Genomic DNA, 26511 nt, shown 5'->3' with positions numbered 1-26511 from the left:
ATTCAGGCTCCCTTCTCAAGTTTGATTGGGGCTAAAGTAAATTGAACCAAGTCATCCAACACTTCATCCAGCGGCTTGCCCTCTGGATTTAATGGCATTTGCCAGCCTTTGACGAGGAACAGTGTTTCTGTAATGGAAGTCAGGGTAAAAGAAAAATAGGATAATTCCTTCTCGCTCTTGAAGGGGCGAATTTCGCCTTCTTTGGCTGCGTCACGCAGAAGCTGATCCATATATTTTTCCATAGCCAGAATCTGCTGCCAGGCACTGTCATCGAGCAGCCCCGAGGGAGACAGCACCTCTTTGTAGACAAGATTCAGATGGCCCGGGGGAGTCAGCTGGAGTCTTAATAAATGGGTCAGGAAAAAGGTCAGCCGTTTCAGCGGGGAAAGCTCAGTCGTTTCCGTTTCATTCTGCAAAAAGTGGATTCTCCCGAGCTGCTGGTTGATAACGGCTTGATAAAGCCCCTGCTTTCCTCCGAAATAGTAGGCAACGAGCGCGCTGCTGCATCCCGTTTTCTTCCCGATTTCTTTCAGTGTGACCGGGTAGTACCCCTTTTCGTCAAAAAGTGCTTCCGCGGCGGAAAGCAATTTTTTGGTTGTCAGTGCTGCGTCTCTTTGCTGCATGTTTCATCGCTTCCTTTTTGTAAAATAATTAATTGATTGAGCAATCAATTAGACTCTATTTATTATAATAGCATTTTTGTCCCATTTTGCCTACTGTTTTTGAAAAAAATTTTGCTATAATGATTCAGTAAAGCGAAAATTGAGAGAATTCTTTTATAATGTATCGAAAATAGTTATTGCATATAAGGAGGCAGCAGTTATGCAGACATTGTTACTGGCCGCCCTGCTGGGGGCCCTTATCATTACTATCATTTTTCTCTGGCAGTTCCAGCGCACGCTGAGGGAACGAGAAAACTGGCAGCAGCAGGCTTCCCGCGAGGAGGCCGAAAAACTGCGGACAAGCCTGGACCAGAAAGTGACGCTGTCCATGAGCGTCGTGAGTGACCGGCTGCAGCAGGTAAGCCGCAGTCTGGGGACACTGCAGAGTCTCTCTCAGAATGTGGGAGACCTGAAGAAAGTTATGAGCAATGTAAAAAATCGCGGTATCTGGGGTGAAATGCAGCTTGGACAGCTGCTCTCCGACATGCTGGCTCCGGATCAGTACGGTACGAACGTAGCGATTCGTCCCCGCAGTCAGGAACGGGTGGAGTTTGCGATTCGCCTTCCCGGGCAGGACGCGGCTCATCCTATCTGGCTCCCCATTGATTCCAAATTGCCGCAGGAAGATTATGCCCGGCTCCTGGAAGCTCGGGAAAAGGGAGATGCCGACGGGGAAACGGATGCGGTCAAGAAACTGACCACTCGCGTTACGGCTGAAGCCAGGGATATCCGGGATAAGTATATTGCCCCGCCGTATTCGACGGATTTCGGAGTCATGTATCTGCCGCTGGAAGGTCTTTTTGCGGAAGTGGTTTCCATTCCGGGTCTTATCTCGGAGCTCCAGCGTAAATATAGAGTGACTGTTGCCGGACCATCTACGCTTGCGGCGCTTTTGAATAGTCTGCAGATGGGGTTCAGGACGCTGACTATTCAGCGCGCGACAAGCCAGGTCTGGCAGTTTGTGACGCGCATTCGCAATGATATGGAAACCTTTGACGCGGCCGTCGACAAGGCACGGAAGAAGCTTGACGAAGCCCAGAAAGCACTGGAAATTGTGTCTCAGCGCTCCAAGATTTTGAATCAGCATCTGGAAAGAGCAGAAAAATTTACCAGCAGGCTTGACAAATCGGAAAACAATGAGTAAAATAGCAATCAATCGTTAAAAAATATTCATCCATATTATTAATAAAATTAATGACGGAACCAAGTACGATAGAATATCCGATTCAGAGAGCTGCCGGGCGGTGCGAGGCAGTGCGGAATTCTTTTGGAATCCATTCCCGAGACGATGGGGGCCGCAACCCATCCGGCGAAGCCGTTATCCTGAATATGAGGCTGAATAAGCGAAACAAGGTGGCACCACGTGAGAAATCTCCCGTCCTTGACGAACCCGATGCGGGTTATCAGGGATGGGATTTTTTTAACGGGCAAATGAAGGGAGTTTATTAGAAATGGACAAGAAAAAAGTCATTGTGGCAGAACGTATTTCCGATAAAGGTGTGGAAAAGCTGAAGGCAAATCCGAATCTGGAAGTAACCGTCAACTTTGAAATCCCCCGTGAGGAACTTTTGAAAATCATCGGGGACTACGATGCCCTGATTGTCCGCAGTGTGACGAAAGTCAATGAGGAACTTTACAACGCGGCTAAAAAATTAAAAGTTGTCGGCCGCGCCGGCAACGGTGTCGATAACATCGATATTGACGGAGCAACTAAACGCGGCATTATCGTCGTCAATACGCCGGAAGCCAATGTAATCTCCGCGGCGGAACATACCATCGGTCTGATGCTGGCTTCCTGCCGCAATACGGTCCGGGCCAACGAAATGCTGGAAAAGGGTATCTGGGACCGCAAGAATCTGAAGGGTATCGAATTGTATCATAAGACGCTGGGAATCATCGGACTCGGCCGTATCGGTGCCCTCGTTGCAAAACGTATGCATGCGTTTGATATGCGCGTCATAGCCTATGATCCGTACATTCCGGACAGCCGTTTCCAGCGTCTGGGCGTTGAAAAGTGCGAAACGCTGGATGATTTGCTCAAGCAGTCCGACGTCATTACCATTCATACGCCAAAAACAGAAGAAACGATTGATATGCTGACGGCCAAGGAATGGGCGAAGTGCAAACGCGGTGTCCGCGTCGTCAACTGCGCCCGCGGCGGTCTGTACAATGAAAAGGATCTGGCAGAAGCCGTGAAGGCGGGTATCGTCGCAAGCGTCGGCCTCGATGTCGTCGTGGATGAACCGAAACCGATTTCCCCGCTTATTGGTATGCCTCAGTGCGTGGTTACGCCGCACCTTGGCGCCAGCACTTTTGAAGCCCAGGATAAGGTTGGTCTGGCCATCGCCGAAGAAGTGATTAACGTCCTCGACGGCAAGATGGTGCCGAATGCCGTGAACCTGCCGGCCATTGCCGCTACCGAGCTGGAAGACCTGCGCGGTTATTTAAGACTGGGTGTGACGCTGGGCAAGCTTTATTACCAGCTGCGTAAGGAACCGGTCGAAAAAGTGGAAGTGACCTATGAAGGGGAAGCGGCTCAGCAGGAAACAAACCTGATTACCCGTGCCGTGCTGCAGGGCCTTTTGAAACCTGTCCTCCGCGAGCGTGTCAATATGGTCAACGCGGAACTGGCTGCTGAAACGCGCGGCATTACTGTGACAGAAGGTAAAGTCAGGGGCGTAGGCCGCATGAATAAAATTCAGGTCACCTTTACTGCCGGTAAAAAGGTCTTTATGGCAGCTGGTGTCGTGACACCGGACAATCAGCCGCATATTACGGAAATCCAGGGATATCGCTTCGACGTGGTGCCGGCTCCGTATATGATTGTCGCACGCAACGATGATAAACCCGGCATGATCGGTCAGATTGGTACGCTTCTCGGCGCCGGTCACGTCAATATTGCAACCATGCAGGTAGCCCGCAAGAAAGAAGAAGGCGCGGCTATGATGGTACTTACCGTCGACAGTGCGGTAGATAAGAATACAATGGATATTGTCCGTAACCTCGACGGCATTGTCGGTGCGAAGATGGTGCTGCTGTAAATAAAAATACGCTGGTCGCCGGCCGCAGGCCGCAGGTCGCCCGTGGAAGCAAAATCGCTGAAGCAATTTTGCTTTAAGGAATAAAATCCAAGGATTTAGCAGGGTAATACGGTTTTTAACCAAAATGAAATAACAAACAGGAGCTGTGAAGAAATTCGGAGTAGAATTTTTCATGGCTCCTGTTTGTTTTGTCTGAGTATAGGGTGAAGGCAAAATAAGGTCATCAGCGAAGCGGCCCGCTGCTTCATTTGCTGAAGCAGCGGGCCAGGGGTGAAAGAAGTGAGGAAAATTATTTTTGATTTAGAAAGTAGCAACGTCAAATACATGCAGATGCAGTTCACGGGACAATACCTGCAGAATCTTTTCGCCGCCGACGGAGTTTCCTTTTTTGTTCAGCATAGGTCCGAAGGTACCGATGCCGACGCCTTTGCGGGAAATGGCAACAATACCGCCGCCGACGCCGCTCTTGCTCGGCAGACCGACCTTTACGGCGTATTCTCCGGATTCGTCATACATTCCGCAGAGCATCATCAGCGTAGTGACGATGCGGACGATGGATACGTCGATGAGTTGTTCTCCCGTTTCCGGATCAACACCATGGTTGGACAGAATCATGCCGTACCGGGCCAGATCCTTTGCCGTGACCATGACGGAGCACATGCGGAAATAAATATCCAGAATATCTTCCGGTTCGCCGTCCAGGACGTGGTCACTCTTTAACAGATAGGCGATGGAGCGGTTTCTTGTACCCGTCCGTTTTTCAGACTTGTACACAGCTTCATTTAACTTAATGCGCGGATTTTTGCATACTTTGCGGACGAGATCCAGAAAACTCTGGAAGGGATCATCGGCTTCGATGCAGCTGGCTGTCACAATGGCACCGGCGTTGATCATGGGGTTGAAGGGGCGCCAGTCCTTAAGTTCGAGCTGAAGAATACTGTCAAAACGGTCGCCCGTGGGCTCCATGCCGATTTTACTGAAGACTTTATCATAGCCGGCTGTCTGCAGAGCCAGGATGAGAGAAAACGTTTTAGAAATACTTTGAATAGTGAAAGGAATATTGTAGTCACCGGCTTTATAGACAGTGCCGTCTTTTTTCATCAGGCAGACCCCTAAATTGGACGAATCGGCTTTGGCCAGTTCCGGGATGTAGCTTGCTACTTTTCCTTCATACAGCACGTCACGGCCCTGTTCCAATGCCATTTCCAACACATCTTGTACCTTTTGATCCATGTTCATTACCCTTTCTGTCATCATGTTTACCAAATAAAATATGAATTTTGCGACAATTTTCCTAATATCATTATAGAATTTTATTCGCTTTTCTTGAAAGACGGCTTTTTCATAAGGGATATCGGCAAAATAAATATAAACCCATTGATTATGTTATAATGATAGAACTAAGTACAGTGTTACGGATCAAGGAGCTATTTATGGATACAAATGAGTTACGTTATTTTGCGGCTGTTGCCAAGTACGGTTCCATTTCCCAGGCCGCAAAAGCAATTTTTATTTCTCAGCCCCAACTGAGCCATATCATCCGAAAATTAGAAAATGAAATGGGTGTCACGCTCTTTCGGCGAACCAGTCACGGTACCCGCCTGACAGCGGATGGACAGCGCATTCTCGTGCATTGTCAGGTCATTTTGAAGGAAATGGACCGGCTGCAGCTCATGGTCAGTGCCCGCAAGGTCGAGCGCAGCTGCCTCAACGTCAGCATGACACGGTTTTCCCATACGGCGGAATGTTTTAATGAGGTTTGCCGCCGTTATCAGGATATCGACAGCTTCACAGGGCGTCTGCATGAGGCTTCGCCTCTTGAGGTAATCAATGACGTGAAGGAAGGCAAGTCCAACCTCGGCGTGATTCATACGGCAGTGAAAAAAGGTGACGCAGTCCCGGATTTCAGTGAGCAGGGGCTGGAATATATTCCTCTTGCAGTGATCCGCCCGTATGTCTGCATTTCATCGGAACACGAACTGGTGAGAACAATCGGCCGGCGGGGCATCGATATCAGGGAGCTGATGGATTATGGGTTCGTGCGGTATATCGGACAGTATGAAGATTTCATTTACCATCTGACGACAGAATCGGGGTCCATCGATCTTAATATGGCCCGCAAGGTCGTTCGTGTGAATGACCGTCAGGAACAGATGCGCCTGCTCTCGCGGACAAATTTCTTTACGATTGGAATTATGGAGTTCAAGGACCAGGATTCGCTCTACGGAGTGATTTCCGTGCCGCTTCTGGGGTGTGAAGAGCGGTTTGCCTTTGGCGTCATCAAACGTAAGGGAACGGAACCTTCCCAGATGGAGCAGGACTTTATCGTGGAGCTGCAGAAACGGTACAAGAAAATGCAGCAGCTCGACAGCGCATCGTGATTGAGAAAAGGCCGTCCGCCCGTGGAAGCAAACCGGCGAGCGGTTTGCAGTGAATCAATAAAAAACAGGAACTATAGAGAAGATGAGTCAAGAATCTTCTTCATAGTTCCTGTTTTTGTATATTGCTGCTTCATTCCTGCCGGAGACGAAGCTAAATGCCACATGCTAAAAGCGCCTTTTCATGCGGCTGACTGCTTTGGACTCCGGCACAACAGTATGCCTGCACGATAGAATAGACTATCGTGTTACTTTTTGCCCACCGACATGAGCAGAATCGTGACGATAATGCAGGCCATACCGGTATAGTCGGGAAGTGTGAGCACAGTCCCGAGAAGGAGTACAGACAGAAGAATTGAGCAAAGAGGTTCGCAGCAGCTGATGAGCGCTGCTTTGACGGGACCAATCACTTTAAGTCCGACAAAATACATCAGGAAGGGAACGACGGTGCCGAGTACAATGATGTATGCCAGGGCGCCGGCCGTCTGCCAGGTCCAGGCATCTACTCCGGAATGTCCCAGATGGCAGAACGGAATAAGGAGGACGCCGGCAATGAGCTGCCCCCATCCCATGATATAAGGGCTCGTGTATTCTTTCAGCAGGTGAACCGGGCAGACCGTATAGACAGTCATGGCAAGAGCCGACAAGATGGCCCAGAAGAGTGCGGACGGCGAAATAATCAGGCTGTGCGGATCGCCGTGCGTACAGATGAGAAAAACGCCTGTTAGTGCCAGAAAGATACCAAAGATTTCCCTGCTTTCAGGCCGGCGGTGGTGGACAATGAGCTGGTACAGGACGACAAAAACCGGTTCCGTATAGATAAGTACCGTTGCTGTCGGCGCGTTAGAAAGACGGATAGCAGAGTAGAAGCCGTACTGTGCGCCCAAAAGTCCCAGGGAAAACAGGATCATTTCCCGAAGATTGACGGCTCCGCTTTTCCAGACTCCCCACAGGGATTCCTTGCCTTTTGCGGCAGTGATTCCCATATAGATGACACCGGCAATGAGCTGCCGGATGGTAATCATCCAGGTGGAATCAATTTGCGTATGTTCAAAAAGGTATTGACCGCACACGCCGGCAATGCCCTACATGGCTGTCGACAAAATGACAATCAAGGTACCCTGCAGCTGGTTCATGATGTTCTCCTTACTAAAAGTTTCAGCAGTTCGATTGTAGCAGAAATCGGAACGGAAAGGAAGGCACAGGCAGCGGGATTTCGTGATATGTTTTTTTGCTGCGTGCGGCTGCCTTCCGGCGGCTGGTTTACCATTCGTCAAAGTATGATAAAATGGGCGTAGAATTAAGAATGAAAGGAATTTTTATATCATGAGATGCCTCGATTGGTGCCATATGAACGCTAAAATGGAAGCGTATCACGATACGGAGTGGGGTGTTCCCACGCATGACGACCGGAAACAGTTTGAGTTTCTCATGCTGGAAGCCCTTCAGTGCGGACTGAGCTGGAATCTGATCCTGCAGAAGCGGGAAATTCTGCGCCGCTGCTTTGCCGATTTTGACCCTGCAGCCGTAGCTGCTTTTACAGAAGCTGATGAAAAAAAGATTCTTGCGGTGGAAGGCATGATTCGCTCTCCTCGTAAAGTGCATGCAGTTGTTAAGAACGCCCGTGCCTTTCTGGCTGTTCAGAGGGAATTTGGCAGCTTCAGCCGGTATTTATGGAACTATACTGACGGCTTCACTTACCTTTATGACCATCACTCGGAAGGACAGATTCCGGCGGCAAACGGACTTTCGGCCCGCATCAGTAAGGATCTTAAAAAACGCGGCTTTTCCTTCCTTGGGCCAGTGACAATCTATTCTCACCTTCAGGCCTGCGGAATCATTAATGACCACGATAAGACATGTCCCCGGTTTGCGGAGCTCTGCCGCTTGGGAAAGATACGAAAATTACCGCCGGATGAAGAAATGTAATCAAGAACTCACAGCAAAGGAGCGGATATCTTGCAGAAGGGACATCAGTTCGGCGTGCTGCTTGTGCTTATCGGGGCAACGCTCTGGGGAAGCAGCAGCAACAGCCTTGAATATCTAATGAATCGGCAGCATCTGGCCTGGCAGACCGTGCTGCTTATCCGAATGATTATTACGGCCATTTGTTTTTTCGGTATCACATTGTTCCGCAAGGAGAACTTGCTGGCGCCTGTTCGCGAGCAGCCTGAACTGATGCTGAAGTTTACGGTGCTGGGCATGTACTGCATGCAGGTCCCCTTTACGCTTGCCATCCATTACAGCAACGCGGCAACGGGTACCGTGCTGCAGTATCTGATGCCGGCTATATTGCTGGGGTATTATTTATGGAAGGAACGCCGCGCACCGCGCAGGAGAGAGCTTTTGGCAGCTGTGCTGGCCGTACTTGGAACGACGCTGATTGCAACCCAGGGCCGGGGAGCCGTGCTGGCAGTTTCCAAAGAAGCCCTTTTCTGGGGCATTGTCAGTGCTTTCGGGATGGCTTTTTATACGGCATTTGCCGCTGCGCTGCTTAAAACGTACTCCTGTTTTGCCGTAATCGGCTGGGGCAGCCTGGGCAATGCGATTCTTCTTTTGCTGCTGAATCCCCCGACATTTGCGGGGGCGGTCTGGGATATCCATACACTGGCTGCCTTTGCTGTCGTTATTGTCTTCGGAACTCTTATTGCTTATTCGGTTTACCTGGAAAGTACAAAGTACATACCCGCGTCTGAAACAGGCGCACTGGCCGCGTTTGAGCCGCTTTCAGCCTACGCAATTTCCATTCTTTTTATGGGCAATCATGTAGGTACTGCTGAAATGGCAGGTGCCGCCTGTATCATGATCATGGTCTGGATGTTGTCAAGAAAGTGATTTTTCAGGTTTGTGACAGGCAGAAATAGAAGCCGCTATCGGCTGATTACTACCATTTTTACCGGCGGTGCTGATTTCATTCAAATATTGTATAATAGACGCAAAATGGAAAGTGATTTTCTTTTCAAAGAAATTGTGTTTCTCCTGATTCGGAGGTGGAATCATGAAAAAAGGTAAATCATTGCTTCTGGCGGTGCTGACCTGCCTTCTGGCCGGGCAGACAGCTTTTGCGGCCGAGCATCTTGCCATCGTAAGCAAAGATGATAAAGCGGGGACCATTGATCCTTCCGGCAAGGTAATTATGCCCCTTGAATTCAGCAAGGTGGAAATCCAGAATGATGAATCCCATCCGGTTATTCTTGTCGAAAAAAAGGGTAAGTTCGGTATGTATGACCGGGACGGACGGGAGATCATTGCACCGAAACTCAAAAAAGTCACGGCTTATAATGAAGGTTTCCTGGGAGCCAAAGATGATCAGGGCTGGTCGTTTTATGACGCCGGCGGCAGGCGGCTGCCCGGCGACTATGACGAAGTAAGTTACTTTTCTGAGGGTATGGCGGCTGTCAAAAAAGACGGAAAATGGGGTTATATCGATACTACGGGAAAACTCGTGATCCCGGCACTTTATAAGAAAGCAAATGCTTTCAGTGAAGGCCTGGCCGCTGCCAAGCTGGATAAAAACTGGGTTTATCTTAGAAAAGACGGCTCGGCACTCAGTGTCGGCAAGGCCGATGAGGTCGGCGAGTTCCATCAGGGAACAGCGACTATCGACAATTCCTGGCTGTTTAATACCCAGGGACAGCGCTATGCAAAACTGAAGAAATATGCCTACGTCGGTAATTTCGATGAAAATGGTCTGGCCCAGGTCGGTGTGAGGCGCTCGCACCGCACATTCCTCGATTACATCTCCATCGGCTGGGGATGGGGCGGCGATTGGGGTATCGGCTATCCCGGCTGGGGCTGGGGATGGGGCGGTATCGGTATCGGCTGGTGGGGCGGAGGTCACCACCATCATCACCACGGCTGGGGCGGCGGTATCACCGTCTACCCGGGCGGAGCTGTACGGCCGTCTTCCCTCTTTATGGGAGCCATTAATAAGCAGGGCCAGGAAGTCATTCCAACCGATTATCAGGCGTTATCCGAATTTGATGACGGCCGCGCGCTTATGGTGGATGCCGAGGGCCGCTGGGGCATGATCGACACCAAAGGACAGACCGTGGTGCCGGCTATGTACGATAAATTAGGCTTTTTTAATGAAGGACGGGCCGCTTTCTCCTTCGATGATCATTGGGGCTTTATCAACGAGTCCAATGTGATTGTGATCCCGAATCATTTCAGCGCCGTTACCGCGTTCTCTGACGGCCGCGCAGCCGTAAAGAGCGGCGATAAGGTGGGCATCATTGATGCAAACGGCCAGTTTGTCATGAATCCTTCGGAAAAGTACACCGACATGGGTTCTCTTCATGCAAACCGTCTACCAGTGAAGGATAAAAAGAGCGGAAAATGGGGATATTTAGACGGAAATGGTCAAAATGTCATCAAACCGCAATACGATGAAGCTGGAAATTTTGACTAAAGTTTATAAAAATGTACAAAATCTATTGACATGATGGCTAAAAAGTGACATACTGTAATAGCCATTTCAATAAGCTCAGGTTGTTCCGGGAGCGAATCACGGGGTTATTGACTTGAACCCTCATGAGCCTCCGATTCGCGCCTGCACCTCTGCTTACTATAAAAACTTAATCCCGGGGCGGATGCCGCTCCGGGATTTTTTAGTAAGCAAACCATCAGGGTGGGCATTTTTCTGCTTGATCCTGGGCTTCAGCCCAACAATGATATTGTGGAGATCACTGATAAATGCTTACTTTTTCAGCGGTGAAAATGGGTTTAAATAAAAAAAGTCAAAAAGTTTAAAAATATTAGCACTCAACTATTGACAGTGCTAATAAATAGTGCTATATTATAACCAGAACGAAGGAGAAGGATGGAGCCCCCGGGAGGGGACGCCGGGAATGCTCCGGGGTTCCAAATATTAAGTAATCGACCGCAAAGGCCTGTAATGTATGAATTGGAGGAATGACTTATGTTACTGCCTACTGTGTTACATGATTCTCTGTTTGATGATTTTATGGATGATTTTGATGACATGTTTGAACATTCTCCTCTTTATGGCAAACATGCAAGAAACATGATGAAGACTGATGTTCGTGACTGCAATGACCATTATGAACTTGATATTGACCTGCCGGGCTTCAAGAAGGAAGATATCCATGCTGAACTGCAGAACGGTTATCTGACCATTTCCGCCCAGAAGAATCTGAGCAAGGACGAGAAGGATAAGGAGGGCCATTACATCCGCCGTGAACGCAGCAGTGGTCAGTGCGCTCGTGCCTTCTATGTAGGTGAGAATATCACCGAACAGGACGTCAAGGCTAAATACGCTGACGGTATCCTGCAGCTGTCCATTCCTAAGAAGGATGCTCCGCAGGTAGAAGACAAGAAGTATATTGCCATCGAAGGCTGAGAATCAGGGCCTGCCTCCGCTGAGGGGCAGGATATAGAAAAGGGCTGTGGAACGATGAGTGATCATTGTTCCACAGCCTTTTTTTGCTGTTGTTATTCTTACAACTCAAAACTCATAACTCAAGCCGTCGCACCATACTTCTCTGGGAACTCTACGCCTTCCATATATCCCGTATTTTCAGCAGCACCGGCAGAGGCAGCAGTGATGTGCCTATGCGGCATATTGTTGCTAACCATCCCGGCGTGACAATGGTTTCGCCTTTGCGGGCCCCCAGAATGCCGCGGCGGGCCACTTCTTCCGCCGGCAGCGTTCCCCACAGATTGAGGTGCGGTTTCGTGCCGAGAGACGGGATAAAACCGGTATCGCCGATCCAGTAGGGACAGAGTGCTGTGACGCTGATTCCGTTTGGCTTCAGTTCGGCGGCAAGGGCCTGCGTAAAGTGCAGCAGTCCCGCCTTGGCACCGCTGTAAACGGCCATTTGCGGCAGCGGCAGGAACCCGGCTACAGAGCAGACGTTTACAATATGGGATCCGGCGGCCATATAAGGGAGACAGAGGGCACACAGCCGGATTGGAGCAGCAAAGTCCACATCGGCCATGCGGCCGGCGTGCCCGCGCGGTTCTTCACTGAAATTTCCAAAATAACCGAACCCGGCGTTATTGATGAGCCAGGCAATCTGTGGTTTTTCACTTTGAAGTATATGCTGCATGGTTTGTTCCCATGAAGCATCAGCCAGATCGAGTGTCAGGAAGCGGACCTTCGTGCCGAGCTTTTGAGCAGTGTTTTCAAGCTTTTCTTTGTCCCGGCCAAGCAGCCAGAATTCAAGTGCTTCTCCGGTTTCGGACAAGGACTTGGCTAGCGCCTTTCCAAGGCCGCCGGAAGCTCCGGTAATGATGGCAACTTTCATGTCATGCTCCCTCCTTTCCTGACAAGAAATGTTTTCACGTCGTGGATGACAGACTTTACAAATCTCATGAGATTTCTTCTACACATTAAATATAATACAGATCCTAAGCTTTGAGTTAAAAAAAGAGCTATGAAAAAGCAAAAAATCGATTTTCGGCATTTAACTAGAATTTAAGTACGCTGCTTTTATAAATTCATTGCAAAATTGCCTCGGCAATTTTGTTTCCAATTGCGACTAGCGACACGCGACCTGCGACCTGCGAAAAAGAGGCTGTGAAGAAATGGTTTTCCATTTCTCCACAGCCTCTTTTTTATCACACCATAATTTCACGGCGCATTTCGTTATCCCGGCTTTCATGGTGTGTCTTCCGTTTCGGAACATCCGGAGTCTTGCCGTCAGCACGGATATTTTCAACGAACAGAATCAGACGGTTTGCCACGTTGACGTCGCTGACACCGCTGTCGAAGTCAAGGCTCAGCAGGTTCATCTGCGGATACATCGTCTTCACTTTCTTTTCAATGCCCTTGGCGATGATGTGGTTGGCAATGCAGCCGAAGGGCTGCAGACTGATCACGTTGTAGATGCCGGACTTGGCAAAACCGACGACCTCAGCCGGCAGGAGCCAGCCTTCGCCAAACTGAGCAGCCATGTTGATGATTTGTTTGCCGTCGTTTGCCATTTCGTAGATATCTTCAAACGGCGTGAAGTACGGGAAGGCAGAGCAGATCTTATTCACTCTGTCAATCTGCTTCACAATCTTGAGGTAGACAAAGTCAACCAGGAGGCTCGGCAGTTTATCCCGCTTCAGGTGGAACTTATAGTTGGTCAGACGGTTGACGAACGCCTGCATGAAGAATGGCGTCATCAGCGGCGGCATTACTTCGATGCGGTGATCCATGAGCCAGCTCGTAATGTTCTTGTGAGCAAACGCATTGAATTTCAGGTAGATTTCACCGACAATACCGACCCGCGGCAGATGGACGTTTGGCTTAGCTGCATCCGTAAATTCAGCAACAGCCTGTTTCAGCACCTTGAGAAGACCTTTGGAACTATTGGCTTCAATTTGTTTCTGGGCCAGTTCGAGGTATTTATCACGCAATTTATCTGCAATGCCTGCCTTCGTTTCGCGGACGCGCGTAGCATTGTAGAGTTTTGCCAGGCAGTCGGAGAAGAGAATGGTATTGACCGTAATCTTGCCGATCTTCAGCCAGTTGATCTTGAAGCCGGGCTGGTTGTTCTTGATGCTTTCGCTCGTAGCAACGGAAATGACCGGAACATTCTTGAAACCAGCTGCGACGAGAGCGTGCTTAATCAGGCCAAAGTAGTTGGAAGCACGGCACTGGCCGCCCGTCTGGGTAATGGCCACTGCAGTCTTGTTCACGTCATACTTGCCAGAACGCAGTGCTTCGAGGAAGTCACCGACGACCAGGGTGGCCGGGTAGCAGACTTCGTTATTGGCAAACTTCAGGCCAAGATCCGCGGAAATACCGGTGCTCTGCGGCAGCGTTTCTACGTGATAGCCCAGAATCTTCATTACGGAAGGAATGAGCGGAGACAAAGTTGACGTGAAGTAAGGCACCAGAATGGTGTAGTCCTTCATAGATTTTTCGAATCTCGGCGTATCGACAAAAGGAACTACCTTGACGTTCGTGCGGTTGTTGTAACGAATGCTTTCTACGACGGAACGGACGCGGAGTTTCAGCGAGCCGATATTGGAGACATCGTCAATCTTAAGGAGCGTCAGTGCTTTGCCGTGGCGCTGCAGCAGCGTGCGGATTTCATCCTGCAGGAAGGCATCAGGGCCGCAGCCAAAAGATGTCATTTCCATGAAGTGAACCGTATTGTCCTGACGCGCTACCCAGTCAGCCGCTTTCAGGATACGGTTGATATAAGCCCACTGTTTTGTCAGATAGGTATCGTTGATTTCGATCTGAGTGTTATCGCGGACAAGGTCTTCATTGACGACGTTGATGCCCATGGCTGCTACCGTATCGCTGAGCTTGTGCTGAATCAGAGGATCCGTATGGTAAGGACGGCCGGCGAGCAGAATGGTCAGCTTGCCGTTCTTGCGGCTGTCTTCGAGAATTTCCTCATTCTTTTCCCGAATCTTTTTGCGGTATTCTTCCATCGCTTTCATGCCGGCTTTGATGGCTTTATCGGCCGTAAAGCGGTCAAACCCGATATAGCTCAGGTATTTGCGGAGCTGCTTTTTCAGCATGCCCGTGTCCTGGAAGTTGATGGGAGGAGAATCAATCGGAATATCCGTATTGGTAACGCTCTTAATCACATCGGAATAGCCGGAAACGACAGGGCAGTTGTAGCTGTTGAGCTGACGTTTATCATCCTGACGTTCATAAATGACGTAAGGCATGAAAATCCGGTTGACGCGCTTCTTGATGAGGTTCAGGATATGTCCGTGAACCAGCTTGGCCGGGAAGCAGATATTATCGCTCATGACATCATGCAGTCCCGATTCGTACATTTTCAGCGTGGACGGATCGGACAGCACGACTTTGAGACCGCAGGCCGTAAAGAGGGCATGCCAGAAAGGATAATCCTCGTACATATTGAGGCAGCGGGGAATCCCGATGGCCCGTTCTGCTTCCTCGTTAATCGGACGGTTGAAGAGCAGGTCATACTTGTAGCCATAGATATTTTTACCGGGAACGACATCGTCCCCGTTGTTCGTAAAGAACTTTTCGCACTTGTTGCCGGAGAAGTACACACTGCCGTTGCTGAATTGGTATTTCTGAATGAGGCAGTTGTTTTCGCAGCCATGGCACTGCAGCTGGGAATCCGTATGAGAAGCAACGTGGATCATGTCATCCAGCGTAGCCTGGCCGGCTGCCTTCGTCTTGGCAAAGAGCGCGCAGCCGTAAGCACCCATGATTTCAGGGATGTTGCTGCGGTGCACTTTGACGCCCGTAAGAATCTCGAAAGCACGGACGACGGCATCATTTTTCATGGTACCGCCCTGCAGGACGATTTCCGTCCCCAGTTCCTTCGTGTTTCTCATCTTCAGGACTTTGTAGAGGCAGTTGCGGACCACAGAATAAGCGAGACCGGCAGAAATATCGGCGTTGGTCACGCCTTCACGCAGGCTCTGCTTCACCTTGGAATTCATAAATACAGTGCAGCGCGTGCCGAGGTCGCTCGGGTGTTTGGCCGTGCAGGCCAGCTTGGCGAAGTCGCTGATATTGTAGTTGAGGCCCTTGGCGAATGTTTCGAGGAACGTGCCGCAGCCGGAGGAACAGGATTCGTTGAGTTCCATGCGGTTGACAACGCCGTGATCCACGAAGATGGCCTTCATGTCCTGCCCGCCGATATCCAGGATAAAGGAAACCTTGTTGTTGATTTTCTTGGCAGCCAGGTAATGAGCAATGGTCTCGATGATGCCGGTATTGAGATTAAAGGCAGCTTTAATCAGGTCCTCGCCGTAACCGGTGGAACAGCTGCCGAGGATAATCGGGTTGGCATCGACTTCCAGGCACTTTTTGTAGAAAGCCTCAAAGGCTTCCTGGACGGCACCGATAGGATTGCCGTCGTTATGCGTATAATAAGTAAAGAGGATGCGGTCTTCCTTATCCGTAGCAACGAGCTTGGTCGTCGTGGAACCGGAGTCGATTCCGATATAAACCTCTTTGGTATTTGCTGTGAGCGGAGTCAGGGCGATATAATCAGCTTCTTTTTCTTTCTTCCAGGCTTCATACTCCTCAGGGGATTTGAAAATCGGAGGCATGACGTCCTTCAGATTCGAAACGTCGACTTGATTGGAATTCAGTTTGTCCAGGATCTTATCCAGGTTGGTCGTCGGAGCATCCGCCGCGCTGAGTGCCGTGCCATAGGCAGGAATCAGGTTGGCGTTTTCCGGTACGATGAATTCCGCATAAGGAATTTGCAGGGCATCCATCAGAGCCTTGCGCAGACGCGGCATAAAGGTCAGAGGACCGCCGCAGAGCAGAATCTTCGGCTTGATGGTGCAGCCGTGGGATAAGGTCGTAATGACCTGGACGGCAACGGCGTGGAAAATGGAAGCCGCAATATCTTCGCGGCTTACGTTTTTGCTGAGGAGATTCTGGATATCCGTCTTGGCAAATACGCCGCAGCGGGAAGCAATGTAATGAACGGTCTTCGCTTTTTCAGCCAGTCCGTTGAGCTCTTCCACGGGGATGCCCAGAAGAACGGCCATCTGGTCAAGAAAAGCGCCGGTACCGCCGGCACAGTTGCCGTTCATTCTGAGGTCGCAGCTGCCGTCCGGGCTGATGTAGACGATCTTAGCGTCTTCACCGCCGATATCGATCAGCGTTGCGACTTCCGGATATTTCTCCTTTACAAATTTGGTGGCAGCAATGACTTCCTGTTCGAAGGCGAGCTTAAATTTTTCGGCAATCCCCATGCCGACGGAACCCGTGACCTTCAGTTTGACGCTGGCAGCGCCAATCTGGGAACGCAGGTGCGTGAGCTCTTCCTTCAGTACAGCCATGACATTTGCCTGATGGCGCTTGTAGCGGGAGAAAATCATATTCTTCTTGTTGTCAAGCACCACTATCTTAGCTGTGGTTGAACCAATGTCCAGCCCAATGTTAAATGTGCTCATGATACACCTCTGTAAAACTTATAAACTTGACATATCATTATATCATACTATCTGCAAATAGGGTAGCTGTTATTAAAATGGAGACAGTTGATAAAAAACGGCACCGGATGCGGGCCGCAGGCCACAAGTCATAATGAGGCTGCAAAATTGTTCCGGCAATTTTATGTTAAATCCATGGTTAAGTTTATAAAAGTAAAGTTTAGAAACCGGATGCGGGCATTCATTGCAATTTGGTCCGGCCAATTGGTAGCGCGGGCCTGCTGCAAATTTGTGGTACTTGTGCCGATAACTGACCGGTACCCGTTCTAACTACTTTCCCTTCACGGCTAAACATGGTAAAATGAGATATTATCTAATTATATGATTGATACGAGTATATATAAAAGGATGGTTTCTTAAATGGACGAAACGACGGCAAAGCCGAGCGGATCTAAAAATTTCCTCAAAGGTACATTGATCCTGACGATTTCCAGTATTGTCGTCAAGGTAATCGGCGCGCTGAACTGGGTGATTCTTTCCCGCATTATGGGCGGTGAAGGCATTGGCCTTTATCAGATGGGATTCCCGATTTATCTGATGGCGATTACAGTTTCTTCCGCCGGTATTCCTGTAGCTATTTCCATCGTGACTGCGGAAAAGGTTGCTCAGGATGATTACGGCGGTGCCCGCCGTGTTTTTCACGTTTCACTGCGAATGCTGCTTGTTACGGGCATTCTCTTCTCCATGGTGCTGTTTTTTGGAGCCGGATGGCTGGTCAAACTGCTTCCGGACCCGCGTGCCTATTACTCTATTATTGCACTCGCACCGGCTGTTTTCTTTGTCACTTTTCTCTCCAGTTTCCGGGGATACTTCCAGGGCTGGCAGATTATGACGCCGACCGCCTGCTCTGAAGTAACAGAGCAGCTCGTCCGCGTCATTACGATGATCGCCTTCTCTTACCTGCTGATGCCATACGGCCTGACTTATGCGGCAGCCGGTGCCAGTATGGGTGCCGGAGCCGGTGCTTTCTGCGGACTTCTGGTGCTGCTGGGTTTTTACTGGCGCCTTAAGAAGAAATTCTTCCCTGACGGAGCCAATACGGAGCCTAAGGTAAAAGAATCCGCCGTCAGCATCATGAAACGCCTGATTCTGCTGGCACTGCCGGTTTCCATGTCGAGCCTCATGCTTCCGGTGGTTTCGAACCTCGACATGATGATTGTGCCGAAGCGTCTGCTTGTGGCAGGATATACCGTACCGGAAGCCACAACGCTTTTCGGATATCTATCCGGCATGGCAGTACCGCTCATTAATATGTCTACTATCCTGACGGCTGCTCTTTCCATCAGCCTGGTGCCTGCTATCAGTGAATCACGGACACTGGGTGATCATGCGGGAATCCGCTCCAAAGTCAGTACGGCATTTACCGTAGCGTCCGTAATTACGATTCCCTGCAGCGTGGGGCTGCATCTTCTCGGCGGCCGGGTAGCTGCCCTGATTTACAATGCACCGAATGCGGGACCGGCTATTGAAACAATGAGCTGGGCCATTTTCCTGCTGGGCCTCCATCAGGTGAGTACGGGCATCCTGCAGGGACTCGGCAAGACCCGGATTCCTGTCATCAATATGATTATTGCGGCAGTTATCAAAGTGTTTCTGAACTGGAACCTGACAGCTATGCCTTCCCTGGGCATCCGTGGTTCTTCCATGGCAACGGTTGCCGATATCGGCGTTGCCGCAATTTTGAACCTGTTCTTCATCAAGAAATATACGGCCTTTACGATTGAAATCAAACAACTTGTGAAAACGCTTGCCTGTGCGGTTGTCATGGGCGGGGCAGTAGTGGCTGTATTGAAATTTGTCCACAGCGGCGGCATGGCACTGCTTCTTTCTATTGTGATTGCCATCCCGGTCTATATCCTCATGCTTTTGGCGCTAAAGACACTTTCCGTGGAAGAACTTCAGCAGATTCCTTTCGTCGGGCGCCGCATGATTACACTCGGACGGAAATTGGGATTTATAAAAGACTGATGCAAAGATAAAAAAGCGCTGTTGGCATAACAGTGGTTAGTGTGTAGTGGTTAGTACTGTAGTGCGTGCATTTTCTTTGGCGGATTCTTAAAGCAGGCAGCTGACGGCTTGAGCAGTCTATAGCGTTGTTTTCCGTAGCCTTTAAGCCGGACAACGAAGTTGGCCGAAGCTTTGCAGCCAGTTGCCGTAAGCATCAAAAATGTCTTTAATTTTATTTGCAGCAATGTGGTGAAACTTTTGAACCGAACAAAATAACAGATAGAATCTGAAATTCAGGGGTAGTTAGCATGGATTTCAGATTCTATTTTTATAAGTTCGACCATAGGTGGGCTGCGGAAGACGTTCTTTTCACTTCTGCAAACCCTATAGGGTTTGCTTCCTTCAGTCCGGCCTGCGACCGGCGTAACAGGGACTGTGAAATAACGCGTATGCATTATTTCACAGCCCCTGTTTATTAGAATGTGATATTTTTGGAACATTTCTTGAATTTCAGCCTTTCCTGTGATATAAAAAATGCTTAGAAATTTATGATTTATGCGAGATAGATTGAGTGTTGTGTTGGTAAGAACGGGAGTTTTGGTATGGATAAGGAAAAAATCAAAGACCGGCTCAGCGCCGTAAAGGAATCTCTGCCGGAAATGCGTCCCCTGCATGCAAAGATTTCCTGGAAGGACGGCGATGGCAAGGACAAGGAACTGAGCCTTGGGCCGCGCGCTGTCGGCGCCTTCCTGGGTGTATTCGCAGTATGCGTCATGGCACTTGCCGTCTGCTCCGGTCTTTTGGTACGGGCCTACGAGGAGCAGCAGGAACTTCAGAATTATCGTGCCGATTATGGTGTTTACACCGAGCGGCTGGCCAAGCTGATGGATAATAACGAGAAGCTGCAGCGCGAATTGTCTCAGGTCTCCAAACTCGAGGCATTGGTTCGCGACAAGCTGAAAAAAGAGGGCGTTGCTGTTTCGGAACAGAATGTGGACGCGGAATCACAGCGCCTTGACCAGGACGGCAAAGGCGGTCCTTCTACGGCCGATGCACTTACGGTGCTGGAAGTCCAGGATGAGATTAATTGGAAGAAACTGGCCTACAAGAAGGAGAATCTGAGCAATATGCTGCTGGCATTGTCCTCCAGTGGAGATGGAACCTATGCATGGCCGCTTGACGGCGGTGAAATCAGCTCTTTTTACGGACTGCGTGCAGATCCTTTCGGCGGCGGAGCTGAAAATCATGCGGGGGTGGATATTGCGGCCGAATTCGGTACGCCTGTCAAAGCTTCGGCAACCGGTGTGGTGCAGCAGGCAGCATGGAACGGCGGCTATGGGCGTTTTGTCAGTATCGACCATGGTGACGGGATGACGACTTGTTACGGTCATATGAGTGCCATCGCCGTGGCTCCCGGACAGCGTGTAACGCGCGGTCAGGTTATCGGTTACGTAGGAAGCAGCGGTTACAGCACGGGTCCGCATCTGCATTTTGAGATGCGCGAAGGTGGGTCTACCGTAAATCCGCTCCAATTTACAGCCCCGACAAGAACAAGTCATTAATATGTTGTAATACCGTGGGAATTCCCTTAAGAGAAAGGGGTTCCCGCGGTATTTGTTTGCTTGGGAGTTGTTGAATCGAGGAAAAACGAGAGTTCCGCCTTGACATATAAAGTAGAATAAAAGGAACAGCCGGCAAATCGTCAGGCCGCCCTTGCCCCTACTTACTAAAGGCTAAAGGCGCTTTTAGTTCTTTCGCTCTGGCAGCTATCTGCAATCTGCCATCGGCTATCTGCCAATATGCTATAATACAAAGAATGCAGGAAAGTTCTTCCTGCTTGTTCACCGAAAAGGAGTCATGCTTTATGATTTATGATATTGCTATCGTCGGCGGCGGCCCCGCCGGCTGCAGTGCCGCTGTGACGGCTGCCAACCGGAATTTGAAGACGATTCTCTTTGATCCCGGGGATTTTGCCCTGGCGCTGCGAAAAACACAAAAAATCAAAAACTATCTGGGCCTTCCGGACATGTCCGGCAATGACCTGATGAATATCTTCGTCAAGCAGATGAAAGAAGCCGGCACGAAGGTGGTTACTGAAAAGGTACTGAATGTAATGGCACTGAATGACCATTTCTATCTGGGTACACCGGGCAGCATGTATGAAGCAAAAACCGTTATCCTCGCTATCGGCGTTCCTCATTCCCGTGGCCTTGATGGTGAAAAGGACTTGTTAGGGAAGGGAATCAGTTACTGTGCCACCTGTGATGGTAACTTTTACAAGGGAAAGACAGTAGGGGCCATTTGCACGGTTCCCAGTATGTGGCCGGAAGTAGTATTCCTGGCCAAGCTGGCTGCTCAGGGTACGGCCTGGATCTCCTTTGACGTGCCAGGTGATGCACCACAAAATATGACAGTAGAAAAATCTCTTCCGACTGCCGTTCGCAAAGAAGGCAATCAGGTGATTGTCACTGCCGGTGATAAGGAAACGGCTGTGGATGGTCTCTTTGTGCTGCGGGAAACGGATCCTGTCTCCCGCTTGCTGCCGGATTTGGCCATGGACGGCAATTACATTCATATTGACGCTGCCCAGCAGACTTCCGTGCCCGGCGTTTTCGCGGCCGGAGACTGTGCAGGTCAGCCCTGGCAGATCAATAAGGCGGCCGGAGAAGGCCAAAAGGCGGTCTTCGGTGTCGTAGATTATTTAAGGAAAGCAAAAAATGAATAAACGAATTGTCATAGGACTGCTGCTGTGTGCGGTCGTTTCCCTCGCCGGCTGCGGAACAAAACAGAAGCAGGCTGAGGAAAATACGAAGCTTGTTCCTTCTATCAGTACGCAGCGGGAAACTACTACGCAGGCTTCGGGAGAACAGCAGCAGGGCGCCCGCATAGAGTTTGTGACGCGGGAGCATAAAATGGAACGCGTAATTTTTTCCGGCGGTTATTTATATCGCCTTCCGGAAATTTCCCCGGAAACGCTGGTACGGGATGTACCGGCAGGGAGCCAGGGTATGATTTACGGAAAACGGGAAATCAACGGCCGGCAGTGGGCCAAGGTGACGACGCGCGACGGACTCACCGGATGGTACACAATGCCGGATAGAGGAAAAAAAGCGACTGATGAAGACGGAAAGCCGCTTAATCCCGGTCTTGAGGAGACGGATAAAGTATACCGCAGTACCTACCCGCGCATTACGGGCGGCGTAGCTCCGGAAGTACAGGAAAAAATCAACAAAGCGCTGGATAACTATTTGGAAGTGTACCGTTTTGTAACGGGACCGGTGGGCAGCGATCTGGGATGCCGGGTCACGTATAATCGGCAGGGCATCCTGAGTCTCGTCTTTTCGGGTCCTCCGATTCGTTTCCGCGCGTATCCTGTGTCTGATATCAACAACACGGAATACTGGAAAAACGTCAAAAAATACGTGTTCATCTCTCCATTATGGGGAGGTGCCGATCCCAAAATCATGACCGCTGCCATGACCGATATCCGTTACGGCATGGTCTTTGATCTGCATACCGGACGCCGGATGACGCTGCAGGATTTCATCGGTTCGGGTCAGAATGAAACCGTCCGTCAGATGCTTTCTTCCCTGGGGGAAGAAGCCCAGATGGATGAAGAGAACTTTTATGTAGATGAAAAGGGACAACTTTTCCTTCTGGCTTCCCGCCAGGAGCCGGAACCGGGCCGCGTCCCCCTGGAACTTTCTTCCCTTGTAATCAGGGAATATTGAGAAAAACAGCTTTTTTGCAGCGGTTTTGATTGTCCTTTTATTGTTTCACGCGGCGGATGCTGCTGACTTCAGTCCGACCTGCAGCCGGCGGTTTGTACGCCACGTCTTTTAATTCTTAATAGTGAGGTGCAGCATGAACAGAAAGGTAAAGTTTACGACAACGCTGGGCGATTTCACAGCTGAACTGTTCGAGGACAAAGCTCCGAAAACAGCCGGCAATTTCATTGACCTTGTGGAAAAGGGTTTCTACGACGGCATTATTTTCCACCGCGTCATTGATGATTTCATGATTCAGGGCGGAGATCCGACCGGCACGGGTATGGGCGGCCCCGGCTATGAAATTGATGATGAATTCGGTCCTGGCCTGAAGCACGACAGCGAGGGCATTCTTTCCATGGCCAATGCAGGCCCGAATACGGGCGGCAGCCAGTTCTTTATTACACTGGTACCGACGCCGTGGCTGGATGGCCATCATGCCATTTTCGGTAAAATCGTCGAAGGAATGGACGTTGTTCATAAAATCGGTTCTACGCCGACAGATTTTTCGGACCGCCCGCTGAAGGACGTTGTCATGACCAAGGTGGAAATCGTCAAGTAAATGACTGCGTACGTTTACATGGTGAGGTGCGCCAACGGCCATTTATATACAGGGTGGACCACTGACCTGGCAGCTCGCCTGAAAGCTCATCAGTCGGGGAAAGGCGCGCGTTACACGCGGGGATTCAAGGCTGTCAGTATGGTTTATTATGAGAGCCTTCCCGATAAGAGCGCGGCACTGAAACGGGAATATGCCATCAAACAGTTGACGAAGACACAAAAAGAAGACATGGTGGCTCATTTTACAGGTACGCTGCCTGCGCCGGTTTCCCCTAAAAAGAATGGTGCCGGGTCAGAAATAAAGTAAAGCTTACACTTTTCAGCGATCCTTTCTCCTAAATGCGGCAGAAAGGATCTTTTTTTGCAGCAAGGCTTCTTTTTTGAATACACGGTATCCAATCGGCACAATATAGGGTATAAATCTGTACATAATTTTATTCCGATAAATTGGGAAATCTCGGACAATTTGCTTGTAAAAGGTTCAGGGATATGCTAAAATAGGCGACAGAAAAAGCGGACTTAATGAATGTTCAACGTAAAGTATGACATACGTTTTGTGTGGTTTTTCGCAATATTTTTTAGGAGGCCAAGTGAAATGACTGGCAAGGTTAAATGGTTTAATGCTGAAAAGGGTTATGGTTTTATTGAACGCGAGGACGGCGGCGACGTATTTGTTCACTTCTCCGCAATCCAGGGCGAAGGCTTCAAGACCTTGGAAGAAGGCCAGGCTGTAGAATTCGACGTAGTCGAAGGCAACCGTGGTGAACAAGCTGCAAACGTTGTTAAGCTGTAAGATATATAAGTATCTGAAGGAACAACAAGAAAAGGCGTTTCCCTGGGGAACGCCTTTTTTTCGTATTTTTGAAAGGAATGCAGGATGAACGCATATGGAATGGAAGGACGGGTCGGCATCATTACGGGCGGGACGTCCGGTATCGGACTCGCGTGCGCGGCGCTTCTTACGGCAGACGGAGCCCATGTATTTTTGGCAGGGCGCAGTGCAAAGAAAGGGGAAGCGGCCCTTCAGAAGCTGCAGAACCGGCGCGGGCAGGCTGAATATATCCAGGCTGATGTGAGCACGGTGGAAGGCTGTCACCGGCTCGCTGAAGCCGTGGCCAATCGTGTGGGGAAGATTGATTTCCTGGTGAACAGTGCAGGCTTGTACCGGGAACAGAGTATCGACAATCTTACTGAAAAGGATTATGATGAAGAAATGAGTGCTAACGTGAAAAGCACGATATTTCTGACAAAGTACTGTCTGCCTCTTTTCAGTGACCGCCAGCCGGCCATTGTCAATATTGCTTCTGACGCGGCGCTGGAGGGAAATTACGGCTGTGCCGTGTACGCGGCTGCTAAAGGCGCTGTGGCTGCCTTTACGCGGGCTGCGGCACTGGATCTGGCACCGCGGATTCGCGTCAACTGCATTTGCCCTGGTGATGTGGATACACCTCTTGTGGAGGCGCAGCTCAAGGCCGGCGGATATACGCGGGAGGAGATGGCTTCTGTATATCCTTTAGGACGTATCGGAAAACCGGAGGAAATTGCACATATCATTTGTTCGGTTTTATCGCCGCAAAATGGCTTTATGACGGGAAGTATCCTTTCGGCAGACGGTGGGCTTACCGCAAAATAATAAAATACATAAAAAGACAACATCAAAATAGCACAAGTTCCATGAGGGGATTTTTTTATAATTATATTTATGCATTAAGGAGTTGTAGTAATGAACAGACTAACACGTTCACAGGCCATCTTTATCGGGTCCATGCTCTTTGGGATGATGTTCGGCGCCGGAAACCTGATTTTTCCGGTGCATATGGGTCAGCTTGCAGGATCCAACTTCTGGCTGGCTAACTGGGGATTTATTTCCACGGGGGTCTTTATGCCGATTATCGGCCTAATTGCTCTCGGGATTTCCGGTGCTGTCAGTGTGCAGGATCTGGCCAATCGGGTGCATCCGCTTTATTCCAAGATTTTTATCATTATGCTCTATCTGACCATCGGACCCTGTTTTGCGCTCCCCAGAACCGCTTCCGTATCGTTCCAAATCGGGGTGGCACCGTTTGTTTCTCCGGAAAGTCAACCTGTTGTCATGGCCATTTTCACGGGTATCTTTATGCTGATTGCCCTTGTGATGGGGCTGAAACCTTCTAAACTAGTTGTCTATATCGGGAAATTTTTAAATCCTGCTTTTTTGATTTTCCTGGCCATCTTGGTTGCGGTAGCGCTTATTCATCCCATGGGGAATTTCGCTGATTTTGTACCACAGGATGCTTATGCGGCCCATCCGTATATTACAGGATTCAAAGAGGGCTATAATACGATGGACGTGCTGGCCATCCTCGCCTTTGCCATTGTGGTGATTCAGACCGTCCAGCGTCTGGGCGTGACAGATCCCGTCATCATGGCACGGGATATCTTTAAAATCGGACTCATTGTCATGGCCTGTATGACAGTGATTTATACGGCTATTACCTGGCTGGGGGCTACAAGTCTCGGCCGGCTCAGCATTTCATCCAACGGTGGGATTGCCCTTGCTGAAATCGCGCAGTTTTTCTTTGGCCCTCTGGGCATGCTGCTGCAGGCTGTCATCGTTACGCTGGCCTGCCTTAAGACGGCTATCGGGCTCGTAACATCCTGTTCTGAAGCTTTTGCCACGGCGTTTCCGCATAGTCTGAGTTTTAAAAAGTACTGCTATTTGATGGCCGGTTTTTCTTTCTTTGTGGCCAATGTGGGACTGACACAGATTATTGCACTTGCCATTCCGGTCTTGATGTTTACGTATCCTTTGGCCATTGCTTTGATTATTTCTACCTACGTGGCCTTTTTCTTCAAAAATGACCGCAGGATTTATCAGTGGCCGGCCGCACTTACGACGCTGGCTGCTATTGGTGACGCCGTAAGCGTCCTGCCTGAAAGCGTAAAAACCAGCAGCATTGGCTCTGCCATCCTGAAATTTCATGCTATGCTGCCTCTTTCCAGTTCTGGTATGGCCTGGATATTGCCGAGCCTTCTTGGTATTGTCATTGCCCTTGCGATTGTTAAAGCAACGGGAGTAAGACCGCTGAAAAAATAAAAAGCGCATTTGGCTTTTGGCATATGGCGTTTAGCCTTGTCTGCAGCAGTGTGGCAGGACTTTTGATGCAAGTAAAATAGAAAATAAAACCTGAAATTTAGCAGATAACCTAAATTTCAGGTTTTATTTTAAAAAGGTGCTTTTAGCCTTTTGCTTATGGCATTTAGCATTGGA

The 26511-nt window shown here is 49.7% G+C and carries 21 protein-coding genes; 16 read left to right on the top strand and 5 right to left on the bottom strand.

Features of this window, described 5'->3' with window-relative positions; all coding sequences use genetic code 11:
- Positions 1–2: 2 nt before the first annotated feature.
- Positions 3–623, bottom strand: coding sequence for a TetR/AcrR family transcriptional regulator (locus LKE33_02555; GenBank protein ID MCH3949808.1), 621 nt, complete (start codon positions 621–623; stop codon positions 3–5).
- A 199-nt stretch (positions 624–822) separates the two neighbouring features.
- Here LKE33_02555 and LKE33_02550 point away from each other — a divergent pair, with 199 nt between their 5' ends.
- Positions 823–1806: a DNA recombination protein RmuC gene (locus tag LKE33_02550; GenBank protein MCH3949807.1), complete on the top strand. Its 984-nt coding sequence runs from the start codon at positions 823–825 to the stop codon at positions 1804–1806.
- Positions 1807–2113: 307 nt separating this feature from the next.
- The gene (gene serA / locus LKE33_02545; protein MCH3949806.1) at positions 2114–3703 is read left to right on the top strand and encodes a phosphoglycerate dehydrogenase; all 1590 of its coding nucleotides are present in this window, start codon (positions 2114–2116) and stop codon (positions 3701–3703) included.
- A 300-nt stretch (positions 3704–4003) separates the two neighbouring features.
- Here the strand turns inward: serA and glsA are convergent, their stop codons facing one another.
- On the bottom strand, positions 4004–4936 hold the full coding sequence (gene glsA, locus LKE33_02540) for a glutaminase A (GenBank protein MCH3949805.1): 933 nt from the start codon (positions 4934–4936) through the stop codon (positions 4004–4006).
- Between the two features lie 200 nt (positions 4937–5136).
- On the opposite strand from glsA, the gene LKE33_02535 reads away from it, so the two are divergent.
- Complete coding sequence (locus tag LKE33_02535; GenBank protein ID MCH3949804.1) at positions 5137–6084, top strand: LysR family transcriptional regulator; 948 nt, start codon at positions 5137–5139, stop codon at positions 6082–6084.
- A 245-nt stretch (positions 6085–6329) separates the two neighbouring features.
- Here LKE33_02535 and LKE33_02530 read toward each other — a convergent pair whose 3' ends face one another.
- On the bottom strand, positions 6330–7154 hold the full coding sequence (locus tag LKE33_02530; protein MCH3949803.1) for a DMT family transporter: 825 nt from the start codon (positions 7152–7154) through the stop codon (positions 6330–6332).
- Between the two features lie 253 nt (positions 7155–7407).
- On the opposite strand from LKE33_02530, the gene LKE33_02525 reads away from it, so the two are divergent.
- The 4 genes from LKE33_02525 (at position 7408) to LKE33_02510 (ending at position 11443) form a co-directional block, all read left to right on the top strand.
- Positions 7408–8010, top strand: a complete 603-nt coding sequence (locus tag LKE33_02525) for a DNA-3-methyladenine glycosylase I (protein MCH3949802.1) — start codon at positions 7408–7410, stop codon at positions 8008–8010.
- Between the two features lie 30 nt (positions 8011–8040).
- Positions 8041–8916, top strand: coding sequence for a DMT family transporter (locus LKE33_02520; GenBank protein ID MCH3949801.1), 876 nt, complete (start codon positions 8041–8043; stop codon positions 8914–8916).
- A 163-nt stretch (positions 8917–9079) separates the two neighbouring features.
- Positions 9080–10492, top strand: coding sequence for a WG repeat-containing protein (locus LKE33_02515; protein MCH3949800.1), 1413 nt, complete (start codon positions 9080–9082; stop codon positions 10490–10492).
- 510 nt (positions 10493–11002) lie between these two features.
- Positions 11003–11443, top strand: coding sequence for an Hsp20/alpha crystallin family protein (locus LKE33_02510; GenBank protein MCH3949799.1), 441 nt, complete (start codon positions 11003–11005; stop codon positions 11441–11443).
- A 151-nt stretch (positions 11444–11594) separates the two neighbouring features.
- Here LKE33_02510 and LKE33_02505 read toward each other — a convergent pair whose 3' ends face one another.
- A complete protein-coding gene (locus tag LKE33_02505; protein MCH3949798.1) occupies positions 11595–12350 on the bottom strand; it encodes an SDR family NAD(P)-dependent oxidoreductase in 756 nt (251 codons plus the stop codon).
- 313 nt (positions 12351–12663) lie between these two features.
- Positions 12664–16947 carry an acyl-CoA dehydratase activase-related protein gene (locus tag LKE33_02500; protein ID MCH3949797.1) on the bottom strand — a complete coding sequence of 1428 codons (4284 nt, stop codon included), beginning with the start codon at positions 16945–16947 and terminating at the stop codon, positions 12664–12666.
- A gap of 399 nt (positions 16948–17346) precedes the next feature.
- On the opposite strand from LKE33_02500, the gene LKE33_02495 reads away from it, so the two are divergent.
- The 9 genes from LKE33_02495 (at position 17347) to brnQ (ending at position 26337) form a co-directional block, all read left to right on the top strand.
- Positions 17347–18954 (top strand): polysaccharide biosynthesis protein, encoded by a 1608-nt coding sequence (locus tag LKE33_02495; protein ID MCH3949796.1) that lies wholly within the window; start codon positions 17347–17349, stop codon positions 18952–18954.
- 581 nt (positions 18955–19535) lie between these two features.
- Complete coding sequence (locus LKE33_02490) at positions 19536–20495, top strand: M23 family metallopeptidase (protein ID MCH3949795.1); 960 nt, start codon at positions 19536–19538, stop codon at positions 20493–20495.
- A gap of 302 nt (positions 20496–20797) precedes the next feature.
- Positions 20798–21658 carry an FAD-dependent oxidoreductase gene (locus LKE33_02485; GenBank protein ID MCH3949794.1) on the top strand — a complete coding sequence of 287 codons (861 nt, stop codon included), beginning with the start codon at positions 20798–20800 and terminating at the stop codon, positions 21656–21658.
- A complete protein-coding gene (locus LKE33_02480) occupies positions 21651–22664 on the top strand; it encodes a DUF4163 domain-containing protein (GenBank protein MCH3949793.1) in 1014 nt (337 codons plus the stop codon). Before LKE33_02485 ends, LKE33_02480 begins: the two co-directional genes overlap by 8 nt.
- Before the next feature lie 133 nt (positions 22665–22797).
- Positions 22798–23262, top strand: a complete 465-nt coding sequence (locus LKE33_02475) for a peptidylprolyl isomerase (GenBank protein ID MCH3949792.1) — start codon at positions 22798–22800, stop codon at positions 23260–23262.
- A complete protein-coding gene (locus LKE33_02470; GenBank protein MCH3949791.1) occupies positions 23263–23568 on the top strand; it encodes a GIY-YIG nuclease family protein in 306 nt (101 codons plus the stop codon). It abuts the gene before it with no gap.
- A gap of 288 nt (positions 23569–23856) precedes the next feature.
- Positions 23857–24054, top strand: a complete 198-nt coding sequence (locus LKE33_02465; GenBank protein ID MCH3949790.1) for a cold shock domain-containing protein — start codon at positions 23857–23859, stop codon at positions 24052–24054.
- An 84-nt stretch (positions 24055–24138) separates the two neighbouring features.
- Positions 24139–24894 carry an SDR family oxidoreductase gene (locus LKE33_02460; protein ID MCH3949789.1) on the top strand — a complete coding sequence of 252 codons (756 nt, stop codon included), beginning with the start codon at positions 24139–24141 and terminating at the stop codon, positions 24892–24894.
- Between the two features lie 90 nt (positions 24895–24984).
- Positions 24985–26337, top strand: a complete 1353-nt coding sequence (brnQ, locus tag LKE33_02455) for a branched-chain amino acid transport system II carrier protein (protein ID MCH3949788.1) — start codon at positions 24985–24987, stop codon at positions 26335–26337.
- Positions 26338–26511 lie beyond the last annotated feature (174 nt).

Source organism: Acidaminococcus sp., assembly GCA_022482815.1.
Classification (GTDB): domain Bacteria; phylum Bacillota; class Negativicutes; order Acidaminococcales; family Acidaminococcaceae; genus Acidaminococcus.
This window is presented reverse-complemented; position numbering and strand designations above follow the sequence as displayed.